The sequence below is a fragment of the Lunatimonas salinarum genome, assembly GCF_017811155.1.
Classification (GTDB): Bacteria; Bacteroidota; Bacteroidia; order Cytophagales; family Cyclobacteriaceae; genus Lunatimonas; species Lunatimonas salinarum.
The window spans coordinates 302,806-319,682 of the sequence record NZ_JACVCV010000005.1; the positions used below are offsets into that span (position 1 = coordinate 302,806).

17 protein-coding genes and 1 tRNA gene are annotated in these 16,877 nt (G+C 44.8%); 6 read left to right on the plus strand and 12 right to left on the minus strand.

Going from position 1 to position 16,877, the window contains the following annotated elements; all coding sequences use genetic code 11:
* The first annotated feature begins 63 nt into the window (after positions 1 to 63).
* Complete coding sequence (locus IAQ59_RS08255) at positions 64 to 1,851, plus strand: glycoside hydrolase family 15 protein (protein ID WP_209330319.1); 1,788 nt, start codon at positions 64 to 66, stop codon at positions 1,849 to 1,851.
* 79 nt (positions 1,852 to 1,930) lie between these two features.
* Here IAQ59_RS08255 and IAQ59_RS08260 read toward each other — a convergent pair whose 3' ends face one another.
* From IAQ59_RS08260 to IAQ59_RS08280, 5 genes are all read right to left on the minus strand, one after another.
* Positions 1,931 to 3,469, minus strand: a complete 1,539-nt coding sequence (locus IAQ59_RS08260) for a DUF6600 domain-containing protein (protein ID WP_209330320.1) — start codon at positions 3,467 to 3,469, stop codon at positions 1,931 to 1,933.
* Between the two features lie 180 nt (positions 3,470 to 3,649).
* A complete protein-coding gene (locus tag IAQ59_RS08265; RefSeq protein ID WP_209330321.1) occupies positions 3,650 to 3,814 on the minus strand; it encodes a Lacal_2735 family protein in 165 nt (54 codons plus the stop codon).
* A gap of 45 nt (positions 3,815 to 3,859) precedes the next feature.
* Positions 3,860 to 5,443: a toxin-antitoxin system YwqK family antitoxin gene (locus IAQ59_RS08270; RefSeq protein ID WP_209330371.1), complete on the minus strand. Its 1,584-nt coding sequence runs from the start codon at positions 5,441 to 5,443 to the stop codon at positions 3,860 to 3,862.
* Positions 5,444 to 5,611: 168 nt separating this feature from the next.
* Positions 5,612 to 6,196, minus strand: a complete 585-nt coding sequence (locus tag IAQ59_RS08275; protein ID WP_209330322.1) for a hypothetical protein — start codon at positions 6,194 to 6,196, stop codon at positions 5,612 to 5,614.
* A 7-nt stretch (positions 6,197 to 6,203) separates the two neighbouring features.
* Positions 6,204 to 7,202 carry a 3-oxoacyl-ACP synthase III family protein gene (locus IAQ59_RS08280; protein WP_209330323.1) on the minus strand — a complete coding sequence of 333 codons (999 nt, stop codon included), beginning with the start codon at positions 7,200 to 7,202 and terminating at the stop codon, positions 6,204 to 6,206.
* A 441-nt stretch (positions 7,203 to 7,643) separates the two neighbouring features.
* Between IAQ59_RS08280 and IAQ59_RS08285 the strand changes: the two genes are divergently transcribed.
* The gene (locus IAQ59_RS08285; RefSeq protein ID WP_209330324.1) at positions 7,644 to 8,264 is read left to right on the plus strand and encodes a T9SS type A sorting domain-containing protein; all 621 of its coding nucleotides are present in this window, start codon (positions 7,644 to 7,646) and stop codon (positions 8,262 to 8,264) included.
* 3 nt (positions 8,265 to 8,267) lie between these two features.
* Here IAQ59_RS08285 and IAQ59_RS08290 read toward each other — a convergent pair whose 3' ends face one another.
* From IAQ59_RS08290 to IAQ59_RS08300, 3 genes are read right to left on the minus strand one after another with little or no spacing between them, the layout of a single operon-like run.
* Complete coding sequence (locus IAQ59_RS08290) at positions 8,268 to 9,170, minus strand: MBL fold metallo-hydrolase (protein ID WP_209330325.1); 903 nt, start codon at positions 9,168 to 9,170, stop codon at positions 8,268 to 8,270.
* A gap of 5 nt (positions 9,171 to 9,175) precedes the next feature.
* Entirely contained in the window at positions 9,176 to 9,874 is a 699-nt protein-coding gene (locus tag IAQ59_RS08295; RefSeq protein WP_209330326.1) for an SOS response-associated peptidase, read from the minus strand.
* A gap of 32 nt (positions 9,875 to 9,906) precedes the next feature.
* The gene (locus tag IAQ59_RS08300; protein WP_209330327.1) at positions 9,907 to 10,863 is read right to left on the minus strand and encodes a YheT family hydrolase; all 957 of its coding nucleotides are present in this window, start codon (positions 10,861 to 10,863) and stop codon (positions 9,907 to 9,909) included.
* A gap of 122 nt (positions 10,864 to 10,985) precedes the next feature.
* On the opposite strand from IAQ59_RS08300, the gene IAQ59_RS08305 reads away from it, so the two are divergent.
* Both IAQ59_RS08305 and hslV read left to right on the plus strand, forming a co-directional pair.
* Positions 10,986 to 12,641: a pyruvate dehydrogenase complex dihydrolipoamide acetyltransferase gene (locus tag IAQ59_RS08305; protein ID WP_209330328.1), complete on the plus strand. Its 1,656-nt coding sequence runs from the start codon at positions 10,986 to 10,988 to the stop codon at positions 12,639 to 12,641.
* Between the two features lie 88 nt (positions 12,642 to 12,729).
* Positions 12,730 to 13,278, plus strand: coding sequence for an ATP-dependent protease subunit HslV (gene hslV, locus IAQ59_RS08310; protein ID WP_209330329.1), 549 nt, complete (start codon positions 12,730 to 12,732; stop codon positions 13,276 to 13,278).
* Between the two features lie 44 nt (positions 13,279 to 13,322).
* On the opposite strand, the gene IAQ59_RS08315 is transcribed toward hslV, so the two are convergent.
* A complete protein-coding gene (locus tag IAQ59_RS08315) occupies positions 13,323 to 13,619 on the minus strand; it encodes a Dabb family protein (RefSeq protein ID WP_209330330.1) in 297 nt (98 codons plus the stop codon).
* 177 nt (positions 13,620 to 13,796) lie between these two features.
* Here IAQ59_RS08315 and IAQ59_RS08320 point away from each other — a divergent pair, with 177 nt between their 5' ends.
* The gene (locus tag IAQ59_RS08320; RefSeq protein ID WP_209330331.1) at positions 13,797 to 14,783 is read left to right on the plus strand and encodes an aldo/keto reductase; all 987 of its coding nucleotides are present in this window, start codon (positions 13,797 to 13,799) and stop codon (positions 14,781 to 14,783) included.
* A gap of 122 nt (positions 14,784 to 14,905) precedes the next feature.
* Here IAQ59_RS08320 and IAQ59_RS08325 read toward each other — a convergent pair whose 3' ends face one another.
* Entirely contained in the window at positions 14,906 to 15,256 is a 351-nt protein-coding gene (locus tag IAQ59_RS08325) for a single-stranded DNA-binding protein (protein ID WP_209330332.1), read from the minus strand.
* A gap of 193 nt (positions 15,257 to 15,449) precedes the next feature.
* On the opposite strand from IAQ59_RS08325, the gene IAQ59_RS08330 reads away from it, so the two are divergent.
* A complete protein-coding gene (locus IAQ59_RS08330) occupies positions 15,450 to 15,821 on the plus strand; it encodes a DUF2116 family Zn-ribbon domain-containing protein (RefSeq protein WP_209330333.1) in 372 nt (123 codons plus the stop codon).
* Positions 15,822 to 15,878: 57 nt separating this feature from the next.
* On the opposite strand, the gene IAQ59_RS08335 is transcribed toward IAQ59_RS08330, so the two are convergent.
* Together IAQ59_RS08335 and IAQ59_RS08340 are read right to left on the minus strand one after the other, a co-directional pair.
* A complete protein-coding gene (locus tag IAQ59_RS08335; protein WP_209330334.1) occupies positions 15,879 to 16,238 on the minus strand; it encodes a response regulator in 360 nt (119 codons plus the stop codon).
* Positions 16,239 to 16,660: 422 nt separating this feature from the next.
* A tRNA-Thr gene (locus IAQ59_RS08340) sits at positions 16,661 to 16,733 on the minus strand.
* Positions 16,734 to 16,877: the final 144 nt, after the last annotated feature.

The following is a 16,877-nucleotide window of genomic DNA, read 5'->3' on the forward strand; positions in this document are numbered from 1 at the left end:
TTTTTATTTTATATATTGGCTGCTTATCGAAAACCACTTTGTTAAACCAAACGCAAATTTTGCATGGAAAAGCACCTATATGGAACGGGATTGATTGGAAACTGCTCCTACATTGCCCACATCGAGAAAAATTCAAACATCAGTTGGCTATGCCTGCCCCGGTTCGATAGTGATTTTATCTTTGGTTCCATGCTAGATAAAGAAAAAGGGGGCGAATTCACCATCCTTCCCCAAAATGGCGGCTTTGAATCGGAACAAAGCTACCTAGAAAATACCAATGTACTCCAGACAGTAATCACCAATACAGCAGGTGAATCCTACTCGGTCACTGATTTTGCACCACGATTCGAAAATTACGATCGGCATTACAAACCTTTGATGCTCGTCCGTAAAGTAGAACCGATTAAGGGAGAACCAAAAATCAAGATTAAATGCGCACCTGTTAGCAATTATGGTAGTGAATTTCTGATTCCCTCGCAGGGAAGCAACCACATCCGGTTTGCAGGAGCTGCACAACAAATACGACTTACGACGAATTGTTCCATCTCTTACATTTTGGAAGAAAAGGAATTTAGGCTGAACCGCCCTATCTACTTGGTATTTACTTATGGAAGTCCCTTAGAAGCCCCCATAGAGAGTACGATAGATCGGTTTTTGATGGAAACCATCATGTATTGGCGAAAATGGATCAAGTCTACCAGCATTCCAAATTTCCACCAGACCCTTGTGGTACGATCTGCATTGGCGTTAAAGATTCACCAATACGAAGATACCGGAGCAATCATTGCTTCTTCGACTACCAGCTTACCCGAATCTCCCGGATCTACCAGAAATTGGGATTATCGGTATTGTTGGATGAGGGATACTTTTTACACACTGAATGTTTTTAACCATTTAGGCCATTTTGAAGAGCTGGAGCGTTACTTTGAATACATCCAAAACCTACCCACCGATAAGGAAGGGCGGTACCAGCCCCTTTATTCCATCACCGGGTCTGCTCTCTTGGAGGAACGAGTCTGTGACCTTGAGGGCTATTTGGGTAATCAGCCGGTGAGATTTGGAAACCAAGCGTATACCCATATTCAGAACGACCTCTACGGGCAGGTATTGGTCAGTTTACTCCCCCTGTATGCGGACAAACGATTTACTGAATCCGAGAAAAGCCATTCGAGGCCCTTTATAAACAACTTGCTTCACAAAATAGAACAAACCATGGACGAAAAAGACGCCGGACTATGGGAATTTCGAAGGCTTCAACAACAACATTGTTACACATTTTTATTTCACTGGGCTGGGGCTTCCGCTGCTATTAAAATAGCTGACCGGTTAAAGGACGGCAATATGAAAGAAAAGGCTGTCTATCTCAAAAATCTGGCAGCCGAAAAAATCGAGCAATGTTATGTGCCCGACCTAAAAGCCTATGCACAGGCAATCGGTAGTAGAAACATGGACGCAAGCACGCTCCAATTGATCACCATGGGTTACTTCGGCGATGATTGCGAACGGGCAAATAATCATTTGAAAATGCTGGAAAAAGACTTACTTGCCAAAGACTACCTTTTCTACCGCTACAAACATTCAGACGATTTTGGTGAACCAGAGACGACCTTCCTCATATGTGCTTTTTGGTACATCGAAGCCTTGGCCTGTGTCAATCGCTTGGACGAAGCGATCGAAGGCTTTGAAAAATTGACCCAATACTGCAATCACCTCAAGCTTTTCAGCGAGGACGTAGACCATCTCACCGGAAGTCAATGGGGCAATTTCCCTCAAACATACAGTCATGTGGGGCTAATGAACGCAGCCTACAGAATTGGCCAAAAAATCAACAAACCTGATTTTCTGGTCTAATCAGGTAATTCCCTATTCCTAAAAAAACTCAAAGAGGCTGCTTCATTCGTGGAAGCAGCCTCTCTAAACTACCTTTTTTTCAATTACCTCTGCGACCTTGGGAAGTGGAGGTTCTCCCGCTACTACTTGGTGCAGCTGCAGAACCACCTCGGGAGGATCCGCCTGAACTTACCCTTGGTGGCGATGATTGCCTCCTAGGGGCGGAACTCGTTGATACACGGGAATTTTGCGAACCTCTGTTGCTCGGAGGAGCAACCCGGTTTGGCTGCTGAGTCCTTGCTGGAGGTGAAGCCACCCGGTTTTGGCTTGTTCTAGGCGGAGTGGCTACCCGGCTGGTAGATCTCGTGGCTGCCCTTAGCTGCTGCTGTCGCTCACCCTGACGGGGCTGAACGGTAGTAGATTGCCGGTTAGAAGGTGTCATTTGCTGTCCTACTCTCTGCTGTCGTTGTTCGTTGGAGGCTCGGGAACCATCACCTATACGATTTCCCAACGGGGCGTTTCTAGGCTGGGATGCTACCCGTGGTACCGAAGTATTTGACCTCTGCTCCGCGCTCCCCTGCCGAGCTTCTGCACTGCCTGTAGCTTGCGGACGATAGGCAGGCGCTGCCGATCTCGATTCAGTAGTCGGACTTGTGACCGTTGCTCTCGCAGACCTCGCAGATTCTCCTCCCAATTCATTACCTGAAGATAACCGTGGGTTTCTGCCAGACGGAACTGCTGCCGTTGAGGCTTGCCGTTGGTGGACAGAAGACCTGCTATTTTCGACCATCGCCGGTACCGGCACGGTTGACCTCCTACGCTCTTGGAATTCACTGGAAGTATACGCTCTCGATGGCCTTGCATCTGCTGCATTTGCTCGGTTACTCACCGGGGAAACTTCCGGTCTATAAACGGTGATCTGATTGTTTTCCAAATTGGCCCGGCCAGGTCGCCGGCCATCCCGTACATCGTATACAGGCACTCGACTTCTGGTTACTCGCTGCAACTCGGACCTACTCGGGCCGGCTATGTAGGTACGGTTATCATACACGTAGGTATTGTTAATAATGGTCGTTTGATTATAGATGACAGCGACATTTCTAGGTGGAATGTAGTAGTTATATATATTTCTGGCCAGAAAACGCCGTCTTGGAACAAACACCCAATAGTTTACCGGAAAGCCTACCGACACATGTACTCCAACCCGAGGCCACATGGGAGCCCATCCATAATAACCCCTTCCGGTCCTCCATTCGACCCAGGCAGGCCCCCATTCATACCCAGGTACCCAAGCCCACCCATAAAAGTCCGTGTAAAACCACCTTCCGTAGTGAAACGGTGCCCACCCCCAATCATACAAGGATACCCATGTATTACCAAAACGGGAATTGACCCAATAACCATTGGTTCGGTAGGGTTGAAAGCCCGCCTCTACATACGGAATCCAAATATAACCATGCGTGGGATCCTGAACCCAGTCTCCGTAAGGAGCCAGTCCATCATAAAAGACTTGAAACGAAACACCAATGGTATTAATTTTTGCTTCTGCCGGCTGACTAACCGAAAAAACCAAAAGTACCATTGCCATACATACACCTAAGATGGTGTTCGAAAGCCGAATATTCATTGACGTTTTCATAGCTTTTCAGGTTTGGTTACTTGGTTTATTTTACGAAACAACAAACATAATGTTCTAAAAAAATGAATTATTTTATTATTTAAATTGGAAATAAAGTCATATTTAAAAATTTTATAAATAAAAAATGCCTATAATTAAAATTATAGGCATGTGTCACGACGATACATTTATCCGTGTTGCTTAGGTCAATTTTTCGATTTTTTGTGCTACCTGCTCTGCTTCTGCCATTAGCTCATCTGCAGCCTTTCGATTTGTATGCGACATTTTATGTGCTTTCTCCATCAACTGCCTATACTCATCGGCTAACCGTTCCTTTTCTGTCTTTTTCTTAAATAATCCAAACATAGCTTTTTATTGAAGAAACCTGTTGCCTAAGAAGGTTGTTTTCAATTAATTGAAATTCTCAAACATCAGGTCGTCTTGATCTTCATCCTCTTCCACTACCTCATCTCCTTTGAAGTTAATTATGTCCTCAAGCGTGCCTGAACGTGTGTAATATTTCCACGCTCCTTCTTTCTTACCTTCTTCCATTTTACCCTCAGAAGCGGTTCGACCATTGTCGTGAAAATACTTCCACTGTCCTTCAGCCTGCCCATTTTTATAAATGCCCTCCGATTCCTTTACCCCATCGACATAATAGGTTATCCTCGATCCATTTCCATCCTTCAAAGTACCCGGATCAAGCGTCTTTGACCCATCGTAACTGTAATACTCACTGACATTCATGAGGCGTCCAAATCGCCAAGTTTCTTCTTGTGTAAGTTGCTTATTATCATAAAACAGCCCCCACACGCCATCTTCTTGACCTAGGAAGTAACTCCCCACAGATTTCAACTGACCACCGTCGTAATAATAAAACCACTGCCCATCCTCACTGCCTAGCTTGTATTCACCTTCTGCAACAAGTATGCCGATTTTATTGAAATACTTCCAAAGACCGTGTTTTAAATCACTTCGGTACTCGCCAATCGAATATAATGTACCCTCTGGAAAGAAGCTCCGCCAAACTCCTACCTTCATCCCATTCTCGTATTGACCTGTGACAGAGGGATTTCCATTGCTATGATTTTCGACGTATTTTCCTACCGGCACACCAAGTTGGTATTCCATTCGCTTGGAGAGATTTTTATTTGGAAAAAATTCCTCCCATACGCCTATGGGAATATCGTTTTCATATTGTTCCTTGCGGGCAGTACGCCTATTCTCGTAAAAAAACTCCCAGTTTCCAGTTTTATTTCCAGCTGAATCGTATTCCTTTTCCGATTCAACTATATTGGTCTCCGGAAAATACGTAATCCATTTACCCACCCTTCGACCGTTGTCATAGGTACCTTCCTCCATCACACGCTTATTCATGCTATACCTCTTAAATTCGCCATGGGGACGATTATTGCGGTAACTAGCCTCTACTGCTAGCACGCCGTAGGGTGTGTATTCCAAGTAGGTCCCTTCCTTCAGATTCGCCTTAAAAGTCTGCCTAACGGCCAATTGCCCATTTTCGTAGTAGGTAAGCCAATCACCGTCCTTTTTCCCGTCCACAAAACGCCCTTCCTGCTTCACTTGCTTTGGATCAACATAATCCGGACGCCCACTCTTTCCATAATATTCTTTATAGGGCCCTACTAATACACTATCCTGAAACACCGCCTCCTTTACCAACGCCCCGTTTCTATCAAATTCCATATAGGCTCCATTCAAAAGATTATTCTTGTAGCCCGCTACAATATGCCGCTGATTATTACTATGATAGGTAGCCCACTGCCCCTCCTTTATCCCATTCTGAAACGTCCCCTGCTGAATCATTCGATTGGACCTTGGATCGACAAATTTCCAAAGACCGTCCATTCTGTTGTTGACCATCACCCCCGACCCCATCAAGGTAGAGTCGGCATTATAGATGTTTACTGCTTGACTTTGGGCAAAAACGTCGTGCATCAAACACACACCTATCACTAGAGAAAAAAGGAATTTCATCATTTCGCTTTTTGGATTCGGTTAATCTTACGGTCAGTCATCAAACTTGGTTCCAAGTTAAGTCTTAAACCCAAAAAAATGTATAGTTTTTCCATATAATTTATAGTAAATGACCTCAATTCCATCGGGTACAAGAATTTTTTACGCTGTTACTTACCGTTTAAGAAATCAAACTGAAAACAACCCCGTTAGTTCATCAACACAATCAATCAACTGTGCTTCTGCATCGCATTTTTCCCCCTCCAAAACAACCTGACGGAAAACATGAAAAAGCCGCTCTTGGCTACCTACCCTGTCTGACTTAGAACGCTTGGATAAGGCTCGGTGACGACCCTGATCGATGATTAGCTCATATTGCCAGCGTGATTCTGTATCAACCAACCGGTATCCCCTCGCTTTCAACTTCCCAAAAAAATATTTATCCCAGACCAGCGAATACCGCGGATGATCCGATCCGACAAACAAAAACACAAAAGTGCCCCTGCCCCACCAGTGAAGAATACGGATATTCAGACCGCTCTTGGCATCGAAATCCCGACCAATATCCAATACCTGATAGGGGCAATGCACCAATTCATTACCTTTAGAGATTTTACACCCCCTGAATCCCTTCCACCCTTGATTCCTTGCATTTACCATCACCCGGTTGGCGACACCAGATAGGATATCCTCATAAAGCGATTTGAAGCGGTGAATCTCTTCGAAGAGACCCCGCTTACCTGCTACCTCCCAAGCACGCTCCAACTCCCCCATGATCCAATCACCACTTGATCAACGCCGATCCCCAGGCAAAACCGCTGCCGAATGCCGCCAAACACACAATATCACCTTCTTTCATTCGCCCCGCTGCCCACGCCTCGCTGATGGCTATCGGAATCGTAGCCGCGGTCGTATTACCATACTCGGTGATATTGTTGTATACTTTACTGTCCGGTAAACCAAATTTTTGCTGAATATATTGACTAATCCTAAGGTTCGCTTGGTGGGGAATGAGAAGGTCAAGATCGGAAACATCCATTTCGTTTGCTTTAAGCGCCTCCAGAATGACTTCGTAAAAACGGACCACTGCATGCTTGAAGACTGCATTTCCATTCATGTATAAATTAAATCCTCCCGCATCGATCATTTCTTGGGAAATACGAACCTCCCTACTGCTGCCCGGATCCTTCACAAAAAGCTCCTCGGCAAAATCTCCGTCCGCATGCAAATGAGTGGAAAGGATTCCAGAATCGCTCTCTTGATTAGCCTGTACGATGACCGCTCCGGCTCCATCAGCAAAAATCACCGCGCTCGATCTACCCTGATCACTCTTATCCAACGCGGAAGACTGAATTTCAGCACCAACCACCAAGATGGTCCTATACATGCCTGACCTGATATATTGGTCAGCAATAGAAATTGCATAGACAAAACCCGAGCACGCATTACGAATATCTAGGGCACCAATACCCTGCAGTCCCAGCTCACGTTGAAGAAGTACGCCATTGCCCGGAATAAAATAGTCCGGCGTAATGGTGGCAAAAATGATGAAATCTATGTCAGCTGTCTCAATACCTGCGTGCAGGACGGCCCTTTTGGATGCTTCCAATGACATACTCGTGACAGAATCCTTACCGGGTACAAACCACCTTCTCCGCTCTATACCAGTTCTCTCCACAATCCACTCGTGGTTTGTGTTCATCATCTTTGACAGGTCATCATTGGTAACTACACGCTCAGGCAAATAATGCCCTGCGCCTATTATCTTGGATTTATTCATTCCTTGTTACGTCATACGATTGGTAAGACAAAGTTCCGATTTATCATCAGATTTGCAAGTCGGTTCCCTTGGATGGTTTTTTTTTGTAGTCCGAAATAAAAATTTCCATCTTTTTTTAAAAATACTACTGGATTTTTTTTGATTAGCCCGGTCTCATGTTTTTTGTCCCTCAAATTAATAAAAACGAATTTCAATTCGAATTCAGATAAAAGTCAACTATTCCCTGCTAAGTGCAAAATCAAAAAAAACACTCAAATCCTTTTTTGTTAAAATAGTTTGTAATTAATTATCGAAAACATAATCAAATAGCAAATGTTGTTAAAGTTATTCTGTAAAACGTTTACTTATATTCTAAATAACAAAAGGCAATAAAATAGATTTGAGGTTCAAATTTGCACTTATCAAATTAGGCATGTTATCACGAAAAAACCAACCTAAGCTATGATCCAACGCTACAATGTATCGACACTGTTTTTAATTCTGGGACTTTCCCTGGTGGTATTCACCAAAGTTCAGGGAGCTAACACAAAATCCAACGGCCATTTGCAGTCAATCAACGAAACTGACTCGCTCTCCGGGTCACGGCTGCGAGAGACCGCTACATTCCCAAAACCCTCCGTTAAAATCACACCCATCGTCACCGCAAATAGATCGGGAATCCTTTACGGAGACCCAATCCATACGGTTCCCGAAACCTACGCCCCGTCAATCAGTCGCCTTCGTGGATACCGGGAAATGATACGCGGATTCAGAGAGATGGAACAAGACGAACTACTAGCTCAGCCCCAAATCAATCCCGAGGTTGCATTTACGCTTCAAGCGTATCCGAACCCTGCCTCCCATGTGGTCAAACTAAAAGTCGGAAGTGCGTTAGCGATACAAAAAGTGGAGATTTATGATGCCTCAGGCACGTTAAAAAACACCTGGGACGTAGATGCCGGGCCTTGGCAAAAAGAGGTGCTCGAACTCAATACCGGAAACTTGGGCTCCGGAAGCTACACGATACGGGCATACAGCAACGGTATCCCTTTGAAGCCCACCCGAATTATCATCAGCAGATAGATCTTAGAGCCTACCTTGGGCCTTTAATTTCCAATAGCGCATCAACCCAGCCACGGACATCCAACTGGGGTTTGCGTATTCATAGAGAGACTGAACATCCTCGGAAATCCTGAGGATGTTCATTTGGGAACGCGTAAATTCCATAAAACGAGGTGTCGTATCGTCTACAGTTGCCCCCTTGTCAAACTCATTCTTCATCCATTTCGCCCAGGAATCAATCGAAAGCTCCAACTCAGATAGGTGCGAACCTACCTCGTCCACTACGCCAAAATGAGTCAAAAAAAGACGGGAAGGGGCAATTTTCCGAATCAACCCCAAGGATGCGGCCCATGCTTCCAAATGTATATCGGGCGGTGGGCAGGGTGGCACCACAGGCCCTCCGCAAATCTTGACTCCCCCGACGTCGCCGGCAAAAAGCCCCCCTTCAAACTCCCAAGCAATGTGATGTGAAGCATGTCCAGGCGTGTGCCAAGCGGTAAATACCACATCTCCAAAAACGAAGGATTCTCCGTGGGCTGCTTCGGTGATAGCATGTTGGGAGATCGGCTCCATCCTACCCCACAGTTTTTCCATATTCTCCTTCCCATAGATCAGTGAAGCAGAATTCCAAAGTCGCTCAGGCGATGCCAAATGAGGAGACCCCACCGGGTGTACGTATATTTGGGCACCACCTTTTGCCAACTTCCAAGCAGCACCGGCATGGTCAAAGTGAATGTGAGTCAGCAAAACGTGACGTATATCGGAAATCTGATATCCTAATGCTGCAACTTTATGTTTCAGCATAGAAAACGTACTCTCAGGTCCTGTCTCTATCAGAATAAGCCCTTCGCTACTTTCCACCAAAAATGCGCCTATGGTTTCGTTGGCGTCCTGAAATTGAAGATCTAGGATTTCTACCTTTCGCATATACTTTACCCAAATAGGGTATAATTACCAAACTGATCCATTGGCATCGTCTTTCTGATCACTGCGGGAGAATCATTGGAGATATGATTTACCAAAGGAGAGACCGTGTAGGAAAGCATGTTTTCTTCTGCGTATGGTCGTAACAAAGCGACCAACGTTTCCTCGGAAGTACTCGGGTTTAGCCAAGTAGACTCGGCATCTCTATCCAATATCACCGGCATTCGATCGTGAACTTCATTGACCATCCCATTGGGAGCTGTAGTCAATAACAAAAAGGTGTGCTGAACCTCTCCTTCTGTATTTTCATATTCATCCCAGATGCCTGCAAAGGCAAACAAACCCTCATCCAAGAGGGTAAATCGATAAGGGATCTTGGTCCTTTTGCCCATCTTTTTCCACTCAAAAAAACCGTCAGCGGGCACCAGGCAACGCTTTTTCCGAAAGGAATTCTTAAAGGAAGCGGTCTCCCGGATTGTTTCGGCCCTTGCATTGATGAATCGCTGCGCTACCGGCTTGTTTCTGGCAAACTCCGGTGTGATACCCCAATAAAAATGGGAAAAACCCATGGGGCTATCCGAGGTAATCACCGGAGCAAGCTGGGTTGGCGCTATGTTGTATCTGGGTTGGAATGGTTCCAGCATTTCCGCTTTGAACCGCTCTTCCAGTACCGCCTTGCTTTTTGCCAAGGAGTATCTTCCGCACATAGAATTATTTTTTTATCGTTAAAGATACGTGTTTAATCGAAATGGATAAAATCAAAGGCCCTTTTTTCAGACCAATAGGGCATTCCGGCCCTTTCGGGACTGAATCCCACATGCCCACCGGTATCGGTAAATTCCATAAAGACATCATCCAACACCTTTCCCAGTTTTTCAGGAAAACAGCTTTCACTCAAAAAAGGGTCATTACGGGCATTTAGAATCAACACAGGAATGGTGATCCCTTCGAGAAACCCCAGCGCAGAACAAGACTGGTAATAATGATCCGCATTCATAAAACCATGCAACGGACCGGTATATCGATTATCAAAATCCCTTAAGGTTCTTACTCCTTTTAAATCAGCTACAGAAATCCGATCAGGAAAAGCCTTGGCCTTTTCCATGACCTTTTTCTTCAGTGACTTCAAAAACCGGTGCGAATAAAGCCAATTGGAAGGGCGGGAGATTTGGTCAGCCGCCCCAGCAAGGTCCAATGGAACCGAGATAGCGACTGCTTTGCGAATTTTATACCCCGCAGGCTGTCGCTCCCCCAGGTACTTTAAGATTAAATTACCCCCTAGACTGAATCCGACTAAAAACACATGGCAATAGCCAGTATGAGCGTAGCGGATCACAGTATCCAAATCGTGGGTAGCTCCCGAATGATAAAACCCAGGCTGCAGGTTCTGCGAACCACCACAGCCTCTGAAGTTCCAGTTAAGGATATCGTATCCCTGTCCGGAAAAAAAATCAGCCATTCCACGCATATAAGGCCTCCTGCTGTTCCCCTCCAGACCGTGGCTGATAATCACCAAACTATCAGCCCCCTTTTTCAACCAGTCCAAATCCAAAAAATCGCCATCCGGCGTAGTAATCCTTTCTCTCTCAAAGGGTAAGCTAGGAGTCCTTCGGAACACTGACGGAACAATCGTTTGAAGGTGACCACCAATTAAGAACCCAGGATGAACATAATTTTGATTTTTGACTACAGGCATTTCAATTATTCGCAAAGCAGTTAGGCCTTATCCGAGGTGAAAATACTATTATTAAATTTGAATAAACATATTTTAAGAACTATTTTTGGATTGCGGAAATTTAGAATTCGAAAAATTAACTTATGGCCGAGATAATACGAATGCCCAAAATGAGTGACACCATGGAAGAAGGGGTGATCGCACAATGGTTGAAAAAAGTTGGTGATGAAGTTAAACCAGGAGACATACTGGCCGAGGTAGAAACGGACAAGGCTACCATGGAATTGGAATCTTATGAGGAAGGTATCCTGCTCCATATCGGCGTGGAAGAAAAAGACGCTGTTCCGGTGAATGGCGTGATTGCCATTTTGGGAGAAAAAGGTGAAAATATAGACAGTCTGCTGAAGGACGTTGCAGGAGGGAGTGAACCTAATGCAAAATCCTCCCAAGACACACAGGAAGAAAAGAAACAATCCTCCGAACCCAAAAAAGAAGAAGCACCTGCAGAGGAAATCGATATCTCTGATGTTCCTGCTACGATCATTGCCATGCCTAAAATGAGCGATACCATGCAGGAGGGAACCATTGCATCTTGGCTTAAGAAAGTGGGAGACTCCGTTAAAAGTGGTGATATCCTCGCTGAAGTGGAAACCGACAAAGCTACCATGGAACTGGAATCCTATGAGGATGGAACCCTGCTGTACATCGGTGTGGAAGCGGGCGATTCCATCGAAGTGGATGGGGTAATTGCTGTGATCGGCGAAAAAGGAGCTGACTTTGAGAAGCTTCTTAAAGCACACAACCAAAAAACAGCGGGAAGTAGCAGCCCGGCAGAAGAAAAAAAGGCTCCAAAAACGGAAGTTGCTCCAACTGAAACAAATGAAAGCAAGCAACAAACAACCGTCGCTTCGACCTCCTCTTCTGAAAATGGCCGAGTAAAGGCCTCCCCATTAGCCAAAAAAATCGCCAAAGAAAAAGGTGTGGACATCGCCCTGATCAAGGGTAGTGGGGACCACGGCAGAATCATCAAAAAGGACGTAGAAAGTTTTGACCCTGCATCAGCCAAGCCTTCGGTAGCTACGGCAGCTGCCCCAGCAGGAACGGCGGCGATAGGTCAGGAATCCTACAAAGAGGAAAAAGTATCGCAAATGCGTAAGGTCATCGCCAAGAGACTGGCAGAAAGCAAGTTTACCGCTCCGCACTTCTACCTCACCATGGAGATCAACATGGATAAAGCCATCGAAGCTAGAAAAAGTATGAATGAAGTGGCACCTGTTAAGATTTCCTTCAATGATATGGTCATCAAAGCCTGTGCGGTAGCACTGAAACAAAACCCTAAAGCCAATTCTTCGTGGTTGGGTGATAAAATCAGGTACAATGACCACGTGCATATAGGCATGGCGGTGGCCGTAGAAGAAGGTCTTTTGGTTCCGGTAATCCGATTTGCAGATTCCAAATCCCTCTCTCAAATTTCCAATGAGGCCAAGACATTGGCTGGCAAGGCAAAGAATAAAGAGCTACAGCCAAAGGATTGGGAGGGAAATACCTTCACGATATCCAATCTTGGCATGTTTGGCATCGATGAGTTTACGGCAATTATCAACCCTCCAGATGCCTGCATTCTTGCTGTCGGAGGAATCAAGGAAACCGTAGTCGTGAAAAACGGCGAAATGAAGATAGGAAATGTCATGAAAGTAACGCTTTCTTGTGACCACCGCGTGGTGGATGGGGCGGTGGGTTCGGCCTTCCTAATCACGTTGAAAAATCTCTTGGAAGATCCTGTACGGATTTTAATTTAATTTATTCAGATACGCTAAAACCAAAAAGTCCTACCTATTAGGACTTTTTGCGTTAATACAGTCTAAGCAACCTAGCGAAATACAGGCAATGGAGAAAATAAGATCGACCACTGTGGTGGCAATCAAACATAACGGAGAAGTAGTCATTGGTGCGGATGGTCAGGCGACCATGGGCAACACGGTAGCCAAGAGCAGCGTAAATAAAATCCGCAAATTACAACAAGGAAAGATCGTGACGGGATTTGCCGGGTCAACAGCCGATGCATTTACCCTATTGGAAAAATTTGAAGAAAAACTGGGAGCTTTTGGCAACAACATGAAGCGTGCCGCGGTGGAACTGGCCAAGGAGTGGCGGACAGACAGGATGCTAAGCAGGCTGGAGGCCATGATGATAGTAGCAGATGCCGATGACGTTCTGATCATATCCGGTACGGGAGATGTTATCGAGCCGGACCTGAATATTGCGACCATCGGTTCCGGAAGCATGTATGCCCAATCTGCCGCAAGAGCATTAAAAAAATACGCTCCGCAGCTAAGTGCTGAAGAAATGGTGCGGGAAAGCCTTGGCATTGCCGCGGATATTTGCATATACACCAACCACAACATAGTCGTGGAAAAAGTCAGTTCTCAGAAATAAGGGAAAAACAGGGCCATCTTCAAAAACTGGCCCTGCCCCAATTCTTAAATCTCAAAGTCATAAACCTGTACCTTGGCCCACTTGGCTTTGTGATCTTGGATAAACTGAAGGTGATCGGGATGTTCTTGGTAAACATCGTGATCGGATATACTGTCGAAATAAACGGTCAATGCAATATGGTAGCTATCGTCTATTACTTCTCGCTTGGGAGTTTTTGCGGGAATTCCCACTGAAAAATCCTTCGCGGTAGATACCGACCCGATTTTCTTGCAACCTTCCATCACGGCCGTCAAGTCCTTGTCAGGCTGATGCAGCCAAAAAAACACCTGGTGTACAATCATTCGTTAGTTTGTTTATAAAGTGGATATCATTTCGAATCAAATATACGGAATTTCACAACCAACACCGATAAAAACGAACCATAGAGTGAATACTGACAAAAACCGAAGACTATGGAAAAACCTATATACAGTACATAAGGCATTCCCTTACTAGACCACTATAAAACACCTTTTGAAATGAACTATCGAAAACTTGGCAAAACAAACTTTAATGTTTCGGAAGTAGCACTGGGAACCTGGCAGGTAGGCGGCGGATGGGGTAGCACCTTTGATCAACAAACCGCATCCCGGATTATTCACACTGCTTTGGATGCCGGTGTAAACTTTATAGACACCGCAGACGTGTACGACGCGGGCCTGAGCGAGGCAGCAGTGGGGAAAGCCCTCAAAGAGCGTCGTGAACGAATTTATGTGGCAACCAAGTGCGGAAGACAGATTCAGCCACACCGAAACGAGGGCTATACCGTCGAGGTACTGCGAAAGTACGTGGAGGCAAGCTTGAAAAATATGCAGCTTGAAACGATCGATTTAATACAGCTGCATTGTCCGCCCACACCGGTATATTCAAGGCCCGAAATCTTTGGACTATTTGAAAGACTAAAAGAAGAAGGCAAGATTCAACACTTGGGAGTAAGTGTTGAAACCGTTGCGGAAGCTGAGATGGCACTCAACTTTTCGAACGTCGCTACGGTACAAATCATCTTTAACATGTTCCGTTTAAAGCCTGCTGAAAAATTCTTTGCTCTTGCACAAAAAGAGGAATGTGGTATTATCGTCCGAGTCCCCCTTGCCAGCGGAATGCTTACAGGAAAACTTCACTCCAATAGTCAGTTCGCTGAAGGTGATCATCGAACTTTTAACAGACAGGGAGAGGCTTTTGACAAAGGGGAAACGTTCTCGGGAGTACCCTTTGATCTTGGCCTTCAAGCAGTGGAGGCGCTAAAGCAGGTGTTTGGAAACCATGCCCCGCTCGCTGCCTTTGCGCTGCGGTGGATTTTGATGTTCCCCGAAGTGAGCACGGTGATCCCCGGGGCTTCTACACCAAGCCAAGTCCATCAGAATATTTCAGCCGCCGGATTACCCCTTCTTACACCCGATCAAATGGATGCCGTAAAATCCATCTACGAAAAACACATCAAGCCCGTAGTACATAACCTCTGGTAAACGAAAAAAACCAAGCCCTGAGACCTACGTCCCAAGGGCTTGGTTTCCCCGTAGCTGTTGAAAAATAATCCGGCAAGATACTATTTTAAAAGGGGCCGGAAAACCTAGCAATAACCCACAATCTACTGAGGCTTGGAAGTTCTCTCTCCCATCAGCAACACTTCACTGACCTGCACTTCGGTCACATATTTCTTTTCTCCGCTCTTATCCTCATAAGATCGGTTGACCAACTTTCCTTCTATCCCGATTTCAGCGCCCTTGTCGGTATACTTATGGATGATATCGGCCGCTTTTCCAAATGCCACCAAAGAATGCCAGTAGGTCTCTTCCACTCTTTCTCCTTTGGTGTTTTTGTACGATTCATTTGTTGCCAACCTAAACCTCGCCATGGTGGTACCTGTGCTTAATGTCCGATAATCTGCCTTTGCGCCTAAGCGTCCGATCAACTGTACTTTGTTTTTTAGAGCATTCATGTTTGTAAACGTTAAAGGTTTAGTAACTGATTTCGTAAGTCATCCGTCTAAAACGAACGTTGCAAAGTTGCCTACCCAAATTGTCATTTGCCGTATGTTTTTCGTTTCTATCCGTTTACAAACGCTTACAAACGTTTGTTAAATCCGGTTTTTGCCGTATATTCCCTTCAATTTTTAGCTAAAACACACTTTTATGGAAAACGAGATTGAAAGAAAATGCCAAAGTTGTGGTAAACCTATTCAAGGGCGGGTGGATAAAAAATTCTGCGATGACTATTGCCGCAACGCATACAACAATCAGCGGACGGCAGCAAGCACCAAGATCGTTCGCAATATCAACAACGCGCTGAAGAAAAACAGAAATATTCTAGCAGAGCTGATTAAACAACAGGGAGAGATTGCCAAAACAACGAAACAGAAACTGATAGAAGAAGGCTTCCAATTTAAATACATCACGCACACTTACACCAATAAAAAGGGAAATGTATACGTGTATTGCTACGATTACGGATACCTCCCTCTGGAAAACGATTGGTATTTAATCGTCAGGCAAAAGGTCACTTAAACTTCCTGTACTTGGACGTAGATGTGTCAAAGAAAGAATAAATTCAGACAGGCTGACCTAGCAAGAAAAAATTTCCCTTATAGACTTCTGCACATACTGCTTAGGCAAAAATTTCACCACTTTTCCGGATTCGTCCACACGCTCAATATCCCGCTCATCCACTGAACTACTCAATACATAAATCTCCGAATTAAGTGCTACAGAATCCAAGTTTTCAATAAAATCCCATCCCGTCATCTGTGGCATCAACAGGTCTACGAACATGTAATTGGGTTTAATGGCATAAACTTCCTTTAATGCATCAGCCGCACTAGAAAACTTAAATATGCGAAATGGTTGGGTGACATGCCGTTGGATAAATTTCTCCGTCACAAAACTACTCACCACATCATCGTCAATCAGCACAATATTTATCATTGAAATACAGTTTAATTATTTTAAAAAGCATTTTACATACTACAAATGTAAATAAAGAAAACAGAAAACCAAATCTTCGGATAGGTATTTTAGAAATTTCCAGGAAACAGCCCTCCGATTCGTTGAACTAAAAGGCAGAAGAAAAGAAGCCACGACGGCAACTAAAACCAAAAATGAAATCAAGCGATTAGCTCAGACTGGAGGATCAAGGCCATGTTAAGGAAGGATTTGGATTTTTTCTGGTAGCATTTAAAACAGCGAATAAAAAAACAAGAATTTAATGCCTGTATTTCTCCGGTAGCCTATATCTTAAGTCCATTTAGGGTCACAAAGAGGAAACTGATGAAAATGGCTTTGTTGCGGCCAAAGAAAAATGAAAAAAGCGCTTGTAAGAGAACTCTTACAAGCGCTTGATAATCAAGAGCCCCCTGTCGGGATCGAACCAACGACCTACTGATTACAAGTCAGTTGCTCTACCAGCTGAGCTAAGGAGGCGTTTCGGATAAACAGCTAGCCGATTCATCTACCCGATTAACCTACATAAACGAGTAATTCGTTAATGCGAGTGCAAATATAGAAGCTTCACAAATGAAGATCAAGCAAATATTAAGGAAATTTCCACGCAACCAGAAATACCCC

Bases quoted from the DNA above. Each gene is read 5' to 3' on its own strand.
- IAQ59_RS08255 (WP_209330319.1), top strand. From the start codon at position 64: ATGGAAAAGCACCTATATGGAACGGGATTGATTGGAAACTGCTCCTAC.
- IAQ59_RS08280 (WP_209330323.1), bottom strand. From the start codon at position 7,202: ATGAATAAATCCAAGATAATAGGCGCAGGGCATTATTTGCCTGAGCGT.
- hslV (WP_209330329.1), top strand. From the start codon at position 12,730: ATGGAGAAAATAAGATCGACCACTGTGGTGGCAATCAAACATAACGGA.
- IAQ59_RS08270 (WP_209330371.1), bottom strand. From the start codon at position 5,443: ATGAAATTCCTTTTTTCTCTAGTGATAGGTGTGTGTTTGATGCACGAC.
- IAQ59_RS08275 (WP_209330322.1), bottom strand. From the start codon at position 6,196: ATGGGGGAGTTGGAGCGTGCTTGGGAGGTAGCAGGTAAGCGGGGTCTC.
- IAQ59_RS08295 (WP_209330326.1), bottom strand. From the start codon at position 9,874: ATGTGCGGAAGATACTCCTTGGCAAAAAGCAAGGCGGTACTGGAAGAG.
- IAQ59_RS08335 (WP_209330334.1), bottom strand. From the start codon at position 16,238: ATGATAAATATTGTGCTGATTGACGATGATGTGGTGAGTAGTTTTGTG.
- IAQ59_RS08330 (WP_209330333.1), top strand. From the start codon at position 15,450: ATGGAAAACGAGATTGAAAGAAAATGCCAAAGTTGTGGTAAACCTATT.
- IAQ59_RS08285 (WP_209330324.1), top strand. From the start codon at position 7,644: ATGATCCAACGCTACAATGTATCGACACTGTTTTTAATTCTGGGACTT.
- IAQ59_RS08315 (WP_209330330.1), bottom strand. From the start codon at position 13,619: ATGATTGTACACCAGGTGTTTTTTTGGCTGCATCAGCCTGACAAGGAC.
- IAQ59_RS08290 (WP_209330325.1), bottom strand. From the start codon at position 9,170: ATGCGAAAGGTAGAAATCCTAGATCTTCAATTTCAGGACGCCAACGAA.
- IAQ59_RS08325 (WP_209330332.1), bottom strand. From the start codon at position 15,256: ATGAATGCTCTAAAAAACAAAGTACAGTTGATCGGACGCTTAGGCGCA.
- IAQ59_RS08320 (WP_209330331.1), top strand. From the start codon at position 13,797: ATGAACTATCGAAAACTTGGCAAAACAAACTTTAATGTTTCGGAAGTA.
- IAQ59_RS08265 (WP_209330321.1), bottom strand. From the start codon at position 3,814: ATGTTTGGATTATTTAAGAAAAAGACAGAAAAGGAACGGTTAGCCGAT.
- IAQ59_RS08260 (WP_209330320.1), bottom strand. From the start codon at position 3,469: ATGAAAACGTCAATGAATATTCGGCTTTCGAACACCATCTTAGGTGTA.
- IAQ59_RS08300 (WP_209330327.1), bottom strand. From the start codon at position 10,863: ATGCCTGTAGTCAAAAATCAAAATTATGTTCATCCTGGGTTCTTAATT.
- IAQ59_RS08305 (WP_209330328.1), top strand. From the start codon at position 10,986: ATGGCCGAGATAATACGAATGCCCAAAATGAGTGACACCATGGAAGAA.